Genomic DNA, 16,064 nt, shown 5'->3' with positions numbered 1-16,064 from the left:
GAGGACCGGGCCGTTGTGCCCGCCGTTGGCGAATTCTTTCGCGAGGGCTGATGGAGGTGGACGGCGACCTTATGCGCGCGGTTGTGGCCGAGGAGGACCGGCAGCATTCGCAGATAGAACTCCTGGCGCCCAAGAACTATGCCAGCAGGGCGACGCGTGAAGCGTTCGCCTCCATCGTCTCCTTCACGACCATCGAAGGCTATCCCGGACGCAGGTTCCACGCGGGCATGGTGAACCTCGACGCGATCGAGCGGCTGGCCATCGACCGTGCCAAGCAGTTGTTCGGGTGCAGTTACGCCAATGTGCAGCCGCACTCGGGAACCCAGGCCAACCAGGCCGTCTTCTACGCCCTTCTCGAGTCCGGGGACAACGTCCTCAGCATGTCCCTGCGGGACGGCGGACATCTCAGCCACGGCCTGCGCTCCAATTTCTCCGGCAAGTGGTTCAACGTGGCCAATTACGGGGTAGACAAGAACTCCGGGCTGATTGACTACGACGCCGTACGGGAGATCGCCCGGAAGCACCGGCCGAAACTGATGGTCGTCGGCGGCTCCTCGTATCCGCGGAGGATCGACTTCGAGAGGTTCAAGCAGATCGCCGACGAATGCGGTTCCTACCTTCTGGCCGACATCTCCCACTTCTCTGGCTTGGTGGCGGGAGGCGTCCATGAGAGCCCGTTCCCGCATGCCCACGTGGTGACCAGTACGACGAACAAGAACCTGCGCGGTCCACGTGGCGGGATCATCCTCTGCGATGACGAAGGTCTGGGGAAGAAGCTCGATTCCGCTCTCTTCCCGGGCATTCAGGGCGGACCGCTTCCCGAGTACATCTCCGCCAAGGCCGTGGCTTTCAAGGAAGCGCTGTCGGTCGAGTTCAAGGAGTACGCGCAGGCTGTGCTGCGGAACGCACGTACGTTCTGCTCCGTCCTCTCCTCCGCGGGGTACGACATCGTGACGGGCGGAACGGACACTCCCCTGGTCATGGTCGACCTCAGGTCGGTCGGCCTCACCGGCGACGTCGCGGCGGAGAGCTTGGAAGCCGCGGGCATCCCGTGCAACAAGAACCTCGTGCCGGGTGATCCCGAGGGCCCCAGGACCACCTCGGGCCTGCGCTTCGGTCTGTCCGCCGTCACCACCAGAGGGTTCCGGGACGAGGCGACGCGTGACATAGCCGAGATCGTGGTCGATGTGCTGGACGGAGTCCGCAAAGCAGGCGCGGGCGACGCGCAGGTCGAGAAGTCGGCCAAGGACCGGGTGGAGCTTCTGGCTCGGAGGTACCCCATCTATCTCCGCGCGTGATGTCCCGGGAACGAGCCTCCGGAAGCCCTCCGCCGGCGTTCGGGCAGGCTGCGTTCCCCCTGAGGTAGGTGGCCGCTGTCCGCCGGGACAGCGTCATTCGCAGCGACGCCCGCGTCACGCCGTACGGCGAGGGCGAGACGACTTGGAAGTGGTATTGAGATGTCCTTCTCATTGGTGTGCCTCCCCTTCGCGGGCAGTGGCGCGGGGCTGTACCGTCCGTGGGCCCGCCTGGGTGTTCCCGGCGTGCACGTCATGGCCCCGCAGCTCCCCGGGCGCGAGGAGCTGTTCACCGAGACCCCATACACCGACGTGCGGGAGGCGGCGCGCTACGTGGCGGCGGAGACGGTCCGGCTGACCGCGGAGGACACGCGTCCGGTCGCCGTCTTCGGGCACAGCCTCGGCGCCGTCCTGGCGTACGAGACCGCCCGGGAGCTGCTGGCCCGGGGCTTCGACCGGCTGCGGCACGTCTTCGTCAGCGGAGCGGCGGGACCGTGGGAGCAGCGGCCGCCGTCCAGCGGACTCGACGACGAGGCACTGGCCGCTCACGTCGAGGAGATCACCGGATACCGTCCCCCGGCGTTCGACAACCCCGACCTGCGGGCGCTGCTGCTGCCGGTGCTCCGCGCCGACACCGTCATGCACGAGAGCTACCGGCCCGCTCGGGACGAGCCACCGCTGCCGATACCGGTGACCGCACTGCGCGGTGCGGACGACACGCTTGTGGCGCGCGAACAGCTGGACCAGTGGCGGGAGACGACCGCGGGGCAGTTCTGTGCGGTCGAGATACCCGGCGAGCACATGTATCTGACCGAGCAGGCGCTCCCCTTGCTGGAGGCGATCGCCGCGCGGATGGCAGGCGACGGCGACGGAGCGGACGACCGGCCCGTCCATGGCACCGCGGACAGGGAAGAGCGGTTGCCGGTGGCCGCGGACCGGAACGGCACGGAGCAGCCGAACGCCTCGGGAACGCTGCTGGACGCGTTCGACACGTGGGTGAAGCAGTCGCCCGCCACCACCGCGGTGCGCTGCGGGCCGGACATGCTGTCGTACGCGGAGCTGGACGAACGTGCGAACCGACTGGCCCGGTACCTGACGAACCTGGGCGTCGGCCGGGAGACCTGCGTCGGTCTGTACCTGCCGCGGGGAACCGACATGATGGTGTCCATCCTCGCGACCTGGAAGGCGGGCGGCGCGTATGTGCCGCTCGACCCGGAGTACCCCGAGGACCGCCTCGCCTACATGATCGGCGACAGCGGTGCCGTGGTGGTGCTGGGCACGGGCGGAGCGGTGCCGGAGACGCCCACGGGTCCGGGGCGTGTCGTCCTGCTGGACGAGGAGGCGGAGGCGATCGCCGCCAAGTCCGCCGAACCACTGGGAACCCTCCTGGACCCGGGGCAACTCGCTTACGTCATCTACACGTCGGGGTCGACGGGGCGGCCGAAGGGCGTGGGCGTCCCCCACCGAGGGGTGGCGAACCTGGCCGAGGTGATGCGCCCGGTGCTGGGCGTCTCCGAAGGCGTCGTCGCGCTGCAGTTCGCGTCGTTCAGCTTCGACGGGGCGGTGCTGGACTTCGCGGTCACCCTGGCGTCCGGTGGCACGTTGGCGATCGCGTCCAGCGAGGAGCGCGCCGACCCCGCGGTGCTCGCCGGGATGATCCGCTCGGCCGGGGTGAGTGTGGCCAGTGTCGTTCCGTCGCTGCTGGGAGTGCTGGAACCGCGTGCGGTCCCCGGTGTCGGCAACTGGGTGCTGGGCGCGGAGCGCCTCAACGCGGCCCTGGCCGGCCGATGGAGCGCGCATGCCCAGGTGTGGAACACCTACGGTCCGACCGAGGCGACCGTGATCACCACCGCCGGGCCGGTCGACCGGGCGATCACGCCGGAGGACCAGCCGCCCCCGATCGGCCGTCCGATCGGCAACACCCAGGTGTTCGTGCTGGACGAGCTCCTCCGGCCGGTCCCAGTCGGTGTTACCGGGGAGATCTACATCGCCGGCCCCGGACTGGCCCGTGGCTACGTCGGCCGCCCCGGACTGACCGCCGAGCGGTTCGTGGCCTGCCCCTTCGACACGGGCGCCCGGATGTACCGCTCGGGCGACCTCGCCCGCTGGACGACGGACGGCCGACTGCTGTTCGCCGGCCGCGTGGACGAGCAGGTCAAGATCCGCGGGATGCGCGTGGAGCCGGGCGAGGTCGAGGCAGTGATCGCCGCCCACGAGAGCGTGGGCCAGGCAGCGGTCGTGGTGCGCGAGGACCGGCCGGGCGACCGGCGGCTGGTCGCCTACGTGGTGCCCGGCGCCCATCGGACGGTGGACGTCTCGGCCCTGTCGGCCTTCGCCGAAACGCGCCTACCGGACTACATGGTGCCGGCGGTCGTGCTCCTGGAGGCTCTGCCGCTCACCATGAACGGCAAGCTCGACAGGGCCGCACTGCCCGCCCCGCGTCCGCGGGTCGCCAAGGGCTGCGCCCCGAGTACGTCCGCGGAGGAGACGCTGTGCGCCCTGTTCGCCGAGGTGCTCGGCGTCGAGAGGGTCGGCGCCAACCACTCGTTCTTCGTGCTCGGAGGTGACTCGATCATGGTGATGGATCTGGTGTCCCGGGCCCACCAGGCCGGCCTCGCCGTCACCGCCCTCCAGGTCTTCGAGCGACAGAGCCCCGCGAGTCTGGCCGCCGTGGCCATCCCCGCTGACGCCGGTGCGCTCGGTGAAGGCGACGAACACCCCGTTGAGCCCGGCGACGGATGAGCTGTGCGTGCCGGCCGAGGCACGAGAGGTCCGCGGACCCGGGCCGAAGGGCCCGGTTTCGCCGGGGTCGCATGACGTGCCTGCCACCGGTAAAGCACGCGTACATTCGTTCAGATGTCTGGAGAGTAGATGTGACGTCCCCCAAAATTGTTGGCGTGGGTACTTCGGTTCCGAAAACTTCATACACTCAGCAGGCGCTGCTGGATGAATTCAATATCACCGATCCGCGTGTGCGCTCGGTTTTCCTGAACAGCGCGATCGAACGTCGCGGACTTACGCTTCCACCGCTGTTGCCGGACGGGACGAGGGGCACGGAGACCCAGGGAGACCTACTGCGTAAACAGTGTTCCCACGGTCTGTCCATGGGGCGCGAGGCGGTCGAAGCCTGCCTGAAGAACACGAACGCGGAACTGGCCGACGTGCGTTACCTGTGTGTTGTGACGTCCACCGGCCTGCTCACGCCGGGGTTTTCCGCGCTTCTCATCAAGGAATTGGGGATCGATCGGCACTGCTCACGCCTGGACGTGGTGGGAATGGGCTGCAACGCCGGTCTGAACGCGCTGACGGCGGTGGCTCATTGGGCGGCCGCACACCCCGGTGAGTTGGCGGTCATGGTGTGCGTCGAAGTCTGTTCGGCTGCGTACGTGTTCGACGGGACGATGCGGACGTCGGTGGTCAACAGTCTTTTCGGCGACGGATCGGCCTCCGTCGCGGTGCGCGCGTCCGAGAATGCACATGAGGAGGATTCTGCTACCGGGCCGGCGTTGCTGCGGTTCTCCAGTTGCATCATCCCGGAAGCGATTGACGCGATGCGCTACGAGTGGGACGATTCGCATGGGAAATACAGCTTCTATCTCGATCCCGAAGTCCCTTATCTGGTGGGATCGCATGCCGAGGTCGCCTTCGAGCGACTCGTTGAGGGAACCGGTCTGCGGCGTTCCGACATATCCCACTGGGTGGTGCATGCCGGTGGGAAGAAAGTGGTCGACTCGGTTCGCGTAAACCTTGGCCTGACGCGCAACGATGTGCGTCACACGACAGGCGTGCTCCGAGACCACGGAAACCTGTCGAGCGGTTCTTTCCTTTTCTCGTACGAACGGTTGACCTCTGAAGGTCGCGTCGCTCCGGGCAAGTTCGGCGTATTCATGACCATGGGTCCCGGATCCACCATCGAAATGGCCTTGGCGGGCTGGTAATGAAAGGTAGACCTACTGACATGCATTCCGACTCGAACTTCACTGAAACCCCGGACGGGCTCGACCTGATGGTGAAGGTCGACGCGGCGCGACCGCTGGCGGAGCTGACGGTCCTGGTGAATTCGGCCTGTGACCGGGCCGAGGGCCGCCCGGAGAAGGGCGCGGTGATCCTCGAACTCGGCGCCACGCCGGTGGACCGCCGTGAGTGGCCGGGTGAGGTGAACATCCAGGCAGTGACCCGATGGGAGCGGGCGGTACGCCGGCTGGAACGCCTGGACGCGCTGAACATCGCCGTGGCCCACGGCAACTGCGGCGGTCCCGCCCTGGAGTTGCTGCTTGCCGCCGACTTCCGCATCGGCGCTCCCGATCTCCAGCTGACACTGCCGGTCAACGACGGTCACGTCTGGCCCGGCATGCTGCTCTACCGGCTGGTGCAGCACCTCGGACTGGCACGGGCGCGGCAGGTCTTCATGCGGGGTACCGGAATATCTCTCCGCCAGGCCTCCGAACTGGGCCTCGTCGACGAGGTGTGCGGCGATGTCCCGGCGGCCGTACGCGCGGGGACGGTCCTCCTGGAACGTATGTCCGGCCGGGAAGCGGCGGTCCGTCGTCAGTTGCTGCTGGAAGCCGTGACCACCGAGTATGACGAAGCGCTGGGTGCGCACCTCGCGGCCTGCGACAGGGAATTGCGGAGGCTGCGCTTCGGCCGAGAGGCTGCCGCGTCCGAGCTGACGGGGAAGGCGACGGCATGACCTCCACACACGCACCTGACACGGCGTCGGCATGGCCGACTCACTCACCGGAGTTCATCGGCGATCTCGAGGGTGATGCGGCCGCTCTGGCCGAGTACGCGGCCACCTGCGAGGCGCTGCTGAGCCAGCTACCGCCCAAGCAGGACCGCGACGCCTCCCAGCAGAGCTTGGCGGACGCGGTCTTCGGGGCATCCAGGGACGCACGCCGCAGCTTCCTGGCCCGGCATACCGAGGCCGTCTACGACGCTCTGACCGCAGGCCGTTCCCGGTACCTGCGGCTTCCGGAACTGGTCCACGCCGCGGCAGACCGCTTCCCTGGCCTGGTCCCGACCCGAGCGCAGATGGAATCGGAATATGCGCGCATCCAGGCGGAGCGGGACGGCCGCGAGATGGACCAGGGCATCTTCTGCGGCGCCGTCCTGCATTCGAGGGCGGCGGGGACCCACCTCATCGAAGCGATGCTGCTGCCCACCCCGCGCTCGCTGGAACTGCTGGACGAGTTCAGGGCGGCAGGCCGGGTCGAGCTGGCATCGTTGCTGGTGGAGCGGCACGGATCCGCGGCGCATGTGACCTTCCGTAACGCGCACTGCCTCAACGCCGAGGACAATCAGCTGATCGCCGACATGGAGACGGCGGTCGACCTGGTCCTCCTGGACGACCAGGTCCGGGTCGGTCTGCTGCGCGGTGGGGAGGTGGACCACCCTCGTTATGAGGGGCGACGGGTCTTCAGCGCCGGCATCAACCTGAAGGACCTGCGTAACGGCGCCATTTCTTTCGTGGAATTCCTGATGGGTCGTGAATTGGGATACATCAACAAGATGTTCCGCGGCCTCTTGGTGAATCCGTCGGGTCACATGTGGTCCGACCGTGCGACTCAGAAGCCATGGATCGGCGCAGTCGACGCGTTCGCCATCGGTGGCGGAATGCAACTCCTCCTGGTGATGGACCGCGTGATCACCGAAGAGGGCGCGTACTTCAGTCTGCCGGCCGCGGAGGAAGGAATCGTGCCGGGACTGGGTAATCTTCGGTTGACCCGGCTGACCGGGGCCAGACACGCCCGTCAAGTGATCCTCGGCGGTCGCCGTGTACGGATGACCGACCCGGAGGCCCGCCTGCTGTGCGATGACATCGTGCCCGCCCCGGACATGGAGGAGGCCATCGAACTTGCTATCCGCGAGTTGAGTGCTCCGGCGGTGGCAGCCAACAGGCGCATGCTGAATCTGGCCGAAGAACCACTGGACCAGTTCCGGGAGTACATGGCCGAATTCGCTGTCACTCAGGTGGTGAGAGCGTACAGCGATGATGTTCTGGCCAAGGTCGAGAGACGGTGGCAGCGTTCCCGCTCCAAAGAGGGAGGGCTCAAGTAGATGAGACTTGCTCCTTCTTCGCTGCACGGCTCGCTGCAAGATCCTCTTCTCGGTTCCATGGACTTTCTCAACGAAGTGATGAGCCGATTCCCGGAGGCCATATCCTTTGCGCCCGGCGCTCCGCATCCACAAACGCTGGAGGGTGTCGACACACAGCGGTACGTGGACAGATTTCTTGATCATCTGGTCCACGAGGGCAGGAGTCCCGAGCAGGCCCGCCGACGGCTTCTCGAGTACGGGCCGAGCCGAGGGATCATCAACGACCTGGTCAGCGACGCCCTGCGTCGGGACTACGGGATCGATGCGACTCCGAACGCTCTCGTCGTCACCGTCGGTGCGCAGGAAGCGATGTTGCTGGTCCTCCGCACGCTGTTCCGGCCGGACGACAGCGTGCTCGCGGTGGCCAACCCGTGCTACGTGGGTATCCGCGGGGCGGCTCGACTCCTCGACCTGGACGTTCTTCCGGTGGGTGAGACGGACCTCGGAATCGACTGCGACGCCCTTGAGGAGGCGTGTCGCGCCTCTCGCGCAAGGGGCCGCCCCATTCGAGCGCTGTACGTGGCGCCGGACTTTTCCAATCCCGGTGGCGCCCGTATGTCGCTCGCCTGTCGCACCCGACTTCTTGACCTCGCGGACCGCGAGGACTTCCTGATCGTCGAGGACAACGCGTACGGGTTCACGGCGGCGTCCGGATCCGAGCTCCCCCTGCTGAAGGCGCTGGACGCCGGCCGTCGAGTCATTCATATCGGGACGTTCGCCAAGGTCGCCTTTCCGGGAGCCAGGGTCGGCTTTGTGATCGCTGACCAGCAGGTCGGCTCACCGGGCGGTGCCGGGCTGCTCGCGGACGAGTTGGCCGCCGTGAAGAGCATGGTCACCGTCAACACGTCCCCACTGTGCCAGGCGGTGATCGGCGGAATGCTGCTGGAGCACGGCGGTTCCGTGCTCGAGTTGAGTCGCCGCAGAGCCGAGATCTACCAACGCAATCTGAGCTGTCTGACGGACGCGTTGGACCGGCACCTGGGTGATGGCGCCGGTCCAGGAATTCGGTGGAACCGCCCTCTGGGTGGGTTCTTCGTGCGTGTTCAGTCACCCGTCCCCGCGGACACTGAACTGCTGGAGAAATCAGCCGTGAAATACGGCGTCCTGTGGACTCCGATGAGGCACTTCCACCTCGATGACGCGGGAGATTTCCAACTGCGGCTCTCGTGCAGCTACCTCGAGCCTGAGCAGATCGAGGAAGGGGTGCGGCGGCTGGCCGCCCTCCTGACGGAAGGCTGTTCATCGTGAGCAATTCAAGCACGGGACGCTGGTTCGTGAATCAGCCCTCGGTGCCGGACGCGGTCACCCAACTGGTCTGCCTGCCCCACGCCGGCTCGGGTGCGGCGACGTACCGGGACTGGCAGTCGGGGCTCGGTCCCTCGGCCGAGGTGCTCGCCCCTCAACTCCCCGGGCGAGACGGACGGTTCACGGAACCGCCCGCCGCCTCGGCCGAGGAGGTGGTCGAGGCCCTCGTGGAGCCGCTGCTCGCGCGCCTCGACACCCCGGGCGGATCGCAGGGGAGGGGACCGGCCGGAAGCCGCTCGCCCAGGCCGTTCGCACTCTTCGGGCACAGCATGGGCGCGCTGCTGTCCTATGAACTCGCCCATGAGCTGGTGCGCAGGGGCTGGCCTCCCGCGCACCTCTTCGTCTCCGGGTACTCGGCCCCCCACCTCCCACGCAGGCCCGGACGCCCTGTGCCGCACGAGCTTCCCGACACGGAACTGGTCGCGCACATCACCGCCCTGCAGGGGACGAACGGGGCGGTGCTGGAACACCCGGAGCTGATAGAGCTTCTGCTCCCCGTAATCAGGGCGGACTACAAGGTCTGCGAGACCTACCGGTACCGGGAACGCCCTCCGCTTCCCTTCCCGATCACCACACTCGGCGGCGACAGCGACCCCGAGGTACCGGAGAACGGTCTGCGAGCCTGGGGCGACCTGACGTCCGAGGAGCTCGTGGTAAAGGTGTTCCCGGGCGGTCACTTCTATCTGCATTCGCGGTTCGACGAGGTCATGGACGCCCTGCGTACCAGCTTGCCGCGCACGGGCAGGCTGACAGGGGGTACGCGCACATGAACGAGGTCAGTGTGACGTCACCGAGCATCAAGGAAGACCGGGTACGCCGGTACTACGAGCTTGTGGACGCGGGCGATGTGTCCGGCCTGGTGAAGCTGTTCGACAGGGATGCCGTCTACCACCGGCCCGGGTACCAGCCGCTGGTCGGCCATGCGGGGTTGGAGCGGTTCTACAGGGAGGGACGCGTCATCGAGGAAGGACGGCACACCGTGTCCCTGCTCGTTCAGCAGGGCGATGACGTCGCCGTCCAGGGCAGTTTCGCCGGGCGCCTGCGCGACGGGCGTGCGGTGGAACTGCGGTTCGCGGACTTCTTCAGCTTCTCCGAGGCGAACGCCTTCCGCCGCAGGGACACCTTCTTCTTCACCCCGATGGTCTGACCGAGCCTGTACGTAGGCATCCCGACACGGGTCATCGTGACCGTGCTGCAGCCATGGACACGTACTGAGCGTTTTCAGCGTTGACGCTCCAGGGGGTGCTGTCACGTTGGCTGACCGGGTGGGATGATCTTCGGGTTGGTCACGATGGAGGGGGACCGCCCGTGGACAGTGCGCCGTCGTACAGGGGGGCATCGGTACCCGGTCGAGGTGATCTCGCACTGCGTGTGGTGGTCCTTCCGCTTCCCGCTCGGCTTCCGTGAGGTCGAGGAGCTGATGCTGGAGCGCGGCGTGCTCGTCTCGTACGAGACCGTCCGGCGCTGGTGCGCGAAGTTCGGGCAGGCCTACGCCGATGCGCTGCGCCGCCGGCGGCCCCGGCCCGGCGACAAGTGGCATCTGGACGAGGTCTTCATCAAGATCAACGGTGAGCAGAAATACCAACACCGTTGCGTTTATGTCTTTGAGCGGTTCGAGAGTCCGTGCTCGAAGAATGTGACGGTGCTGTGGACGGTGTAGTTCTGGCTGGTCGTGGGGTGTTTTCCGGCGTTCGGGCCGTACTTGCTGGTGGGGTTCTTGCGGGTGCGGGCCTTGACGCGGTGCCGGTGGCGGGCGGGGTGCAGGGCGTCGAGGACGGCCCGGCCGATGGTGCCGACGAGGTCGGCGGGTCCCGTCGGGGGCAGGATTGCGGTCGCGGTGGTGACGGTGTCGGCGGCGGTGGTCTGCAGGACGGTGAAGCTGATGCGGTCCATGTCCAGGCCGGCCCGGGTGCAGGCGGTGTCGGCGGCGGCGCGGATCAAGGCCTGGTAGGTGGTGAGCAGGGCGTAGACCTCCTGGTCGAGGCCGGTCAGGCTGCGGGAGCGCAGGACACGGCCGTCCAGCATGGTCGCCTTGATCGAGAAGTACGTCGTCTCCGACTGCCACCGCTCGTGGTAGAGATCCACGAGCCTGGCGGCCGGGTGGACGGTCGGGTCGAGGAGGCTGGTGAGCAGGCGCCACTGTTCGGTGCGGACGGTGCCATCGCCCAGGGTTACGGTGATGGACGCCTCGATGACGCGGACGGGCAGCAGAACAGACAGGACGCCGTAGCCGATCCGGGCCAGGTAGGAGCCGTCGCCCAGGTGCCGGAAAGGGGTGGGTATCCGGCGGGCGGAGGAGCGCACCAGGAACTGGGCGCCGGTGGCCTGGACGTCCCGGGCGAACTCGGCTCCATCGAAGCCGGCATCGGCCAGCAGGAGCATCGTGCGGTCCAGCACACTCAACAGGCGTCCCGCGTAGGTGAGTTCGCCGTCGCTCTCGGGGCCGAACGCGGCAGCCAACACGGCACGGGTGCCACACTCGACCAGGACCACGAGCCGTAGCAGCGGGTAGCCGAACTCCACGCTCTCGCCCGCTCGCTTGGGATAGTGCCAGGTGAGCGCCTCCTCATCGGGCACGTGCAGCAAAGTGCCGTCCACGGCCACGGTCCGAAGCCCTCGATAGAACGAACCGGCCTGCCCGAGGTGGGCGACGGGTCCGGCGAGGATCTCGAACAGCCGCCGCAGCGGTGCCGCTCCTATGCGCCGTCGGGCCCTGGACAGCGAGGAGACCGCCGGACGTACCAGCGGCAGTCCCTCCAGCCCCGCCGTCAGCTTGCCCCACACGCTCCGATAGGAACAGTCCTCGAACAGGGCCAGAGCGAGGACGAAGTAGACCACGACCCGGGACGGCAGCAGCCGCAGCCGCTTCTCACGTGACCCGGTCTCCTCGATCACCGTGTCCACCAGTACGAAGTCCACGATCTGGGTCAACTCGCCCAAGTGGCCGGGCGCGTACACGCCCCCGGCCGCCTCGACCGTGCGCGTGATGACAGACTTCTCCTGCAACGGGACTCCCGATGATCTTCTTGCTCGACACAAGCTGATCTATCAGGACGTCCCGTTGCGCCATTCATCAGGGCTTGACCTGCGACTCAAGACTCAAACGCAACGGTGTTGGGTGTGACACCTGAGGAGATGGACGAGGTCCGCCCGCGTCTGGAGGCGTTCGCGGCCCAGATGCTGGATTCGCTGCCGCGTCGGGACCAGCGGGCCAAGGGCGAGCTGTACCTGCGTGGGCTGATGCTGGACGGCAAGCGCAAGTCGATGCAGCCGATGGCCGAACGCCTGGGCGTGGACCACCAGCAACTCCAGCAGTTCGTGTCCTCCTCCACCTGGGACTGGACCACGGTCCGTGAGCGGCTGGCCCGTTGGGCCGCCGCCCACATCTCGCCGGAGGCGTACGCCATCGACGACGTGGGCTTCCCCAAGGACGGCTACGACTCCCCGGGGGTGGCCCGGATGTACTGCGGCGCGCTGGGCAAGCGCGGCAACTGCCAGATCGGCGTGAGCGTCAACCTGGTGTCCGACCGCGCCTCGGCGGCCGTCGACTGGCGCCTGTTCCTGCCCGAGAGCTGGGACGACGCCCAGCACGCCGGCGATGTGCTGCTGGCGGAGGCGATCCGGCACCGACGTGCCAGGGCCGGCATCCCCGAGGCCGAGCGGCACCGGGAGAAGTGGCGCCTGGCCCTGGACATGCTCGACGAAGTGCGCGGGGACTGGGAACTGCCGGACCTGCCGGTCGTCGCCGACGCGGGATACGGGGATGCCACCGGCTTTCGCGAGGGGCTGACCGAGCGCGGCCTGGCCTACGCCGTGGCGGTCAAGGGCACCACCACCGCTTACCCGGGTGACGCGGTCCCCGAGCGCCCGCCGTACTCCGGTCGGGGTCGCCCACCCGTCCCGACCTACCCCCAGCCGCACACCACCTTGCGCCAACTCGCCCTGGATGCAGGAAGGTCGGTGGTGCGGACGGTGACCTGGCGCCAGGGCAGCAGGGTCGGCAAGCACAACCCCCGCGCCGAGATGCGCTCGCGCTTCCTGGCGCTGCGGGTCCGCCCCGCCAACCGCACCATCCGCCGCTTCGCCGACGGCTCCCTGCCCGAGTGCTGGCTGCTGGCCGAGTGGCCACCGGGCTCCGCCGAGCCCACCGACTACTGGCTGTCCACCCTGCCTGCCGACACCCCGCTGCGTGAGCTGGTGCGGATCGCCAAGATCCGCTGGAGAGTTGAGCACGACTACCGCGAGCTCAAGGACGGCCTGGGCCTGGACCACTTCGAGGGCCGCAGCTTCCACGGCTGGCACCGGCATGTCACCCTCGCCGCACTGGCGCAGGCGTTCTGCACCCTGCTGCGACTCGACCCAAAAGTCCCTGCGCCGGCCTGACCCTGTACGCGGTCCTCCGCGCACTCCAGGCCCTCCTGGCCACCTGGGCCGGCGCCTGCTCGATATGCGGCCGGCCTGTACCGACCCCCGAACCCCACCACAGGACCTAACAAAGCCCTACTAGTGTCCTGCGCCAATAGTTGATCGTTAGTAGTTGCGTGACTTCTGCTGCTGGTGCATCAGTCCCTCGTCGGGGCCCAAAGCTGGAACCGCTGCTGCTGTCCGCTGACGAGCGGGCGATGCTGGAGCGGTGGACGCGGCGGGCAACCTCGGCCCAGGCGCTGGCCCTGCGCGCGCGGATCGTGCTGGCGTGCGCAGGCCCGGAGGTGCCGCCGATCGTCGCGGTCGCCCGGGATCTGCGGGTGGCCGCCGACACCGTCCGCAAGTGGCGGCGTCGGTTCCTGGCGGAGCGGCTGGACGGCCTGGTCGACGAGCCGCGGCCGGGCCTGCCGCCCACCATCAGCGTTGACCAGGTGGAGGCGGTCGTGGTCACCACTTTGGAGCAGATCCCGAAGAACGCCACCCACTGGTCGCGCAAATCGATGGCGGCCCACAGTGGTCTGTCGAAGTCCACCGTCGGCCGGATCTGGCGGAAGTTCCAGCTCAAGCCGCATCTGACCGATACGTTCAAGCTGTCCACGGACCCGCTGTTCGTGGAGAAGGTCTACGACGTGGTCGGCCTGTACCACAACCCACCCGAGGGCGCGGTGGTGCTGTGTGTGGACGAGAAGTCCCAGATCGTGTGCCACGAACGCTGAAGGAGGCGTTGATGTAGCTGCTTCTGGAAGCGGTGCTGTGCAGGAGATGGAGGTAGATCCTCCGGGGTCGCCCTGCAGGGGGAGGCCCCAAACCACCGCAGGCTGCGTCGGTTAAGTACCGGTCGTGGTGAGCGCTGCGGAAAAGGCGCGGCAGTGATCGCGTCAGGTGTGGGTCGGGAAGGCGAGCGTGAGCGAACCGCTGATGACGTGTCGTAATCTTTCTCAGTGGCGTCGAAACCGGGGCATGATCTGGGCTCCGGGACGAGTCCGGGGGAGCCTGCCGACTGCCCGGACGGCGTCCGGCATGGAGGCGGCGCGAGCCTGGCCCGGGCTCTTGCACGGAACGTGGGAACCTGTCGCCCCGATACTGACGCCGGCCTGGTGGGCCGGGGTCGAGAGGGAGTACCCCAAGCGGACAAAGCCGCGAGGGGCCGAGTACCGATGCGGGGCACGGGGGCGGACCGTCTCGTAGTAGCGCTGAGGTCCGGTAATGCGGGCGAAGCGAAGGGGACGGGTCGTCCGGGTCTGCATGGCGGTCAACCGGAGTGCCCGGGATGAGCCGGACGAGTGGACCGAAGTCGTTCGAGATCTCGAAACACCTGGTGTTCGAGGCGTACTTGAAGGTCAAGGCCAACAAGGGCGCGGCGGGCGTCGACGGCGAGTCGATCGAGCAGTTCGAGGCTGACCTGCGGGGCAACCTCTACAAGCTGTGGAATCGCATGTCGTCGGGCTGTTACTTCCCGCCGCCGGTGCGGATGGTGGAGATCGACAAGCCGGGAGGGCGTGGGGTCAGGGTCCTCGGCGTGCCCACGGTTGCGGACAGAATCGCGCAGACGGTGGTGGCGATGGGGCGTTGTCACGTTAGCGGACCTGCCTGAGATGATCTTGGAGTTGGTCGTGCCGGGGAGGGGTTCGCTCGTGTCGTCCGTGCCGCCGTCGCACCCGGGGCACCGGTACCCCGTCGAGATCATCTCCCACTGCGTGTGGCTGTACCACCGGTTCCCGCTGTCGTTCCGCGAGGTCGAGGAACTGATGCTCGAGCGCGGCGTGCTCGTCTCCTACGAAACCGTCCGGCGGTGGTGCCTGAAGTTCGGCCAGGCCTACGCCAACGCGCTGCGCCGACGCCGGCCCCGGCCCGGTGATAAGTGGCACCTGGACGAGGTCTTCGTGAAGATCAACGGAGAGCTGACGTACCTGTGGCGGGCCGTCGATCAGAACGGCAACGTCCTGGACATCCTCGTCCAGAACCGGCGGGACAAGGCCGCGGCCCGGCGCTTCTTCCGTCGGCTCCTCAAAGGAATCGGGGCCGTGCCGCGGGTGGTCGTCACCGACAAGCTCCGTTCCTACAGTGCGGCGCACCGCGAGATCATGCCCTCCGTCGAGCACCGGCAGTCGAAGTACCTCAACAACCGGGCGGAGAACAGTCATCAGCCCACCCGGCAGCGCGAACGAGCCATGAAGGGCTTCCGCTCCGTCGGCGGAGCCCAGCGGTTCCTGGCCGCGTTCCGCGGCATCTCACCGCACTTCCGCCCTCACCGCCACCTGATGACCGCCCCCGGATACCGCGCCGAGATGACCGTCCGCTTCGCGATCTGGAAGCAGATCACCGGCACCGCCGGTCTGCCCGCCACGGCCTGAGCGCGGAGCCGGAACCCGGCCCCAGCACGTCCCGACGCCCCGCCAAGCACCAACACCCTCGACAACGTGACAACGCCGTCCCGGGCCGTGCTCGACTCCGCGCCCGTCCGCGCTAAAAAGGGGTGCACACACGGGTCCGAGCCCCGTGGACCGGGGCAAGCCGGGTTCCAAGATGCACGTCCTGTCGGACGCGAACGGACTGCCCCTTCTCGTCGGCCTCTCCGCCGCCAACGTCCACGACAGCCAGACCCTGAAGCCCGTGCTGTTGGGGCACCTAACGAGACACGACCCGCACAATGGCCGGTACTTCAAACCCCGGCGTCTTCACGCCGACAAGGCTTACGACGTACCCGAGCTGCGGAAATGGGTGCGAGGCAAGCGCATCGGCGTACGCATCGCCCGCAAGGGCATCGAGTCCAGAGAACGCCTCGGCCGCCGACGGTGGGTGATCGAGCGGACCATCTCCTGGCTGACCGGCTACCGCCGGCTCAACCACCGCTACGAACGCCACCCCCGCAACTACCTGGCCTTTCTCGGACTCGCCGCCGCCCTCTGCTGCTACAAACTACTCCTCAAGCTCACCACATAG

The 16,064-nt window shown here is 67.6% G+C and carries 12 protein-coding genes and 3 pseudogenes; 14 read left to right on the top strand and 1 reads right to left on the bottom strand.

Going from position 1 to position 16,064, the window contains the following annotated elements:
- Positions 1-50: 50 nt before the first annotated feature.
- The 9 genes and pseudogenes from glyA to WJ438_RS01645 form a co-directional block, all read left to right on the top strand.
- Entirely contained in the window at positions 51-1,298 is a 1,248-nt protein-coding gene (gene glyA / locus WJ438_RS01685) for a serine hydroxymethyltransferase (RefSeq protein ID WP_406723643.1), read from the top strand.
- 159 nt (positions 1,299-1,457) lie between these two features.
- Positions 1,458-4,037 (top strand): amino acid adenylation domain-containing protein, encoded by a 2,580-nt coding sequence (locus WJ438_RS01680; protein WP_406723642.1) that lies wholly within the window; start codon positions 1,458-1,460, stop codon positions 4,035-4,037.
- A gap of 71 nt (positions 4,038-4,108) precedes the next feature.
- Positions 4,109-5,233 carry a 3,5-dihydroxyphenylacetyl-CoA synthase DpgA gene (gene dpgA / locus WJ438_RS01675; protein ID WP_406723641.1) on the top strand — a complete coding sequence of 375 codons (1,125 nt, stop codon included), beginning with the start codon at positions 4,109-4,111 and terminating at the stop codon, positions 5,231-5,233.
- Positions 5,234-5,253: 20 nt separating this feature from the next.
- Complete coding sequence (gene dpgB, locus WJ438_RS01670) at positions 5,254-5,985, top strand: enoyl-CoA-hydratase DpgB (protein WP_406723640.1); 732 nt, start codon at positions 5,254-5,256, stop codon at positions 5,983-5,985.
- Entirely contained in the window at positions 5,982-7,352 is a 1,371-nt protein-coding gene (dpgC, locus tag WJ438_RS01665) for a (3,5-dihydroxyphenyl)acetyl-CoA 1,2-dioxygenase DpgC (RefSeq protein WP_406723639.1), read from the top strand. The genes dpgB and dpgC overlap by 4 nt, the downstream gene beginning before the upstream one ends.
- A 57-nt stretch (positions 7,353-7,409) precedes the next feature.
- A complete protein-coding gene (locus tag WJ438_RS01660) occupies positions 7,410-8,639 on the top strand; it encodes a PLP-dependent aminotransferase family protein (protein WP_406723638.1) in 1,230 nt (409 codons plus the stop codon).
- Positions 8,636-9,466, top strand: coding sequence for a thioesterase II family protein (locus WJ438_RS01655; protein ID WP_406723637.1), 831 nt, complete (start codon positions 8,636-8,638; stop codon positions 9,464-9,466). The genes WJ438_RS01660 and WJ438_RS01655 overlap by 4 nt, the downstream gene beginning before the upstream one ends.
- Positions 9,463-9,843: a nuclear transport factor 2 family protein gene (locus tag WJ438_RS01650; protein ID WP_406723636.1), complete on the top strand. Its 381-nt coding sequence runs from the start codon at positions 9,463-9,465 to the stop codon at positions 9,841-9,843. Before WJ438_RS01655 ends, WJ438_RS01650 begins: the two co-directional genes overlap by 4 nt.
- 144 nt (positions 9,844-9,987) lie before the next feature.
- Positions 9,988-10,293, top strand: a pseudogene (locus WJ438_RS01645) (IS6 family transposase); the annotation flags it as partial.
- On the opposite strand, the gene WJ438_RS01640 reads toward WJ438_RS01645, so the two are convergent.
- A complete protein-coding gene (locus WJ438_RS01640; RefSeq protein WP_406723635.1) occupies positions 10,293-11,702 on the bottom strand; it encodes an IS4 family transposase in 1,410 nt (469 codons plus the stop codon). The pseudogene WJ438_RS01645 and the gene WJ438_RS01640 overlap by 1 nt on opposite strands.
- Before the next feature lie 114 nt (positions 11,703-11,816).
- Here WJ438_RS01640 and WJ438_RS01635 point away from each other — a divergent pair, with 114 nt between their 5' ends.
- The 5 genes and pseudogenes from WJ438_RS01635 to WJ438_RS01615 form a co-directional block, all read left to right on the top strand.
- Positions 11,817-13,079, top strand: a complete 1,263-nt coding sequence (locus tag WJ438_RS01635) for an IS701 family transposase (RefSeq protein WP_406723634.1) — start codon at positions 11,817-11,819, stop codon at positions 13,077-13,079.
- 239 nt (positions 13,080-13,318) lie between these two features.
- Positions 13,319-13,819 (top strand): annotated as a pseudogene (locus tag WJ438_RS01630) (IS630 family transposase); the annotation flags it as partial.
- Positions 13,820-14,391: 572 nt separating this feature from the next.
- On the top strand, positions 14,392-14,715 hold the full coding sequence (locus tag WJ438_RS01625) for a hypothetical protein (protein WP_406723633.1): 324 nt from the start codon (positions 14,392-14,394) through the stop codon (positions 14,713-14,715).
- Between the two features lies 1 nt (position 14,716).
- Positions 14,717-15,475 (top strand): IS6 family transposase, encoded by a 759-nt coding sequence (locus tag WJ438_RS01620; RefSeq protein ID WP_406723632.1) that lies wholly within the window; start codon positions 14,717-14,719, stop codon positions 15,473-15,475.
- A gap of 78 nt (positions 15,476-15,553) precedes the next feature.
- Positions 15,554-16,064 (top strand): annotated as a pseudogene (locus WJ438_RS01615) (IS5 family transposase); the annotation flags it as partial.

Source organism: Streptomyces sp. GD-15H, assembly GCF_045291515.1.
Classification (GTDB): Bacteria; Actinomycetota; Actinomycetes; order Streptomycetales; family Streptomycetaceae; genus Streptomyces.
Note: the sequence above shows the minus strand (reverse complement) of the source record. Positions and strands in the feature narration are given on the sequence as shown.

Coding starts and splice junctions, on each gene's coding strand:
- glyA (WP_406723643.1), top strand. CDS start 51: ATGGAGGTGGACGGCGACCTTATGCGCGCGGTTGTGGCCGAGGAGGAC.
- WJ438_RS01680 (WP_406723642.1), top strand. CDS start 1,458: ATGTCCTTCTCATTGGTGTGCCTCCCCTTCGCGGGCAGTGGCGCGGGG.
- dpgA (WP_406723641.1), top strand. CDS start 4,109: ATGACGTGCCTGCCACCGGTAAAGCACGCGTACATTCGTTCAGATGTC.
- dpgB (WP_406723640.1), top strand. CDS start 5,254: ATGCATTCCGACTCGAACTTCACTGAAACCCCGGACGGGCTCGACCTG.
- dpgC (WP_406723639.1), top strand. CDS start 5,982: ATGACCTCCACACACGCACCTGACACGGCGTCGGCATGGCCGACTCAC.
- WJ438_RS01660 (WP_406723638.1), top strand. CDS start 7,410: ATGGACTTTCTCAACGAAGTGATGAGCCGATTCCCGGAGGCCATATCC.
- WJ438_RS01650 (WP_406723636.1), top strand. CDS start 9,463: ATGAACGAGGTCAGTGTGACGTCACCGAGCATCAAGGAAGACCGGGTA.
- WJ438_RS01625 (WP_406723633.1), top strand. CDS start 14,392: ATGAGCCGGACGAGTGGACCGAAGTCGTTCGAGATCTCGAAACACCTG.
- WJ438_RS01620 (WP_406723632.1), top strand. CDS start 14,717: ATGATCTTGGAGTTGGTCGTGCCGGGGAGGGGTTCGCTCGTGTCGTCC.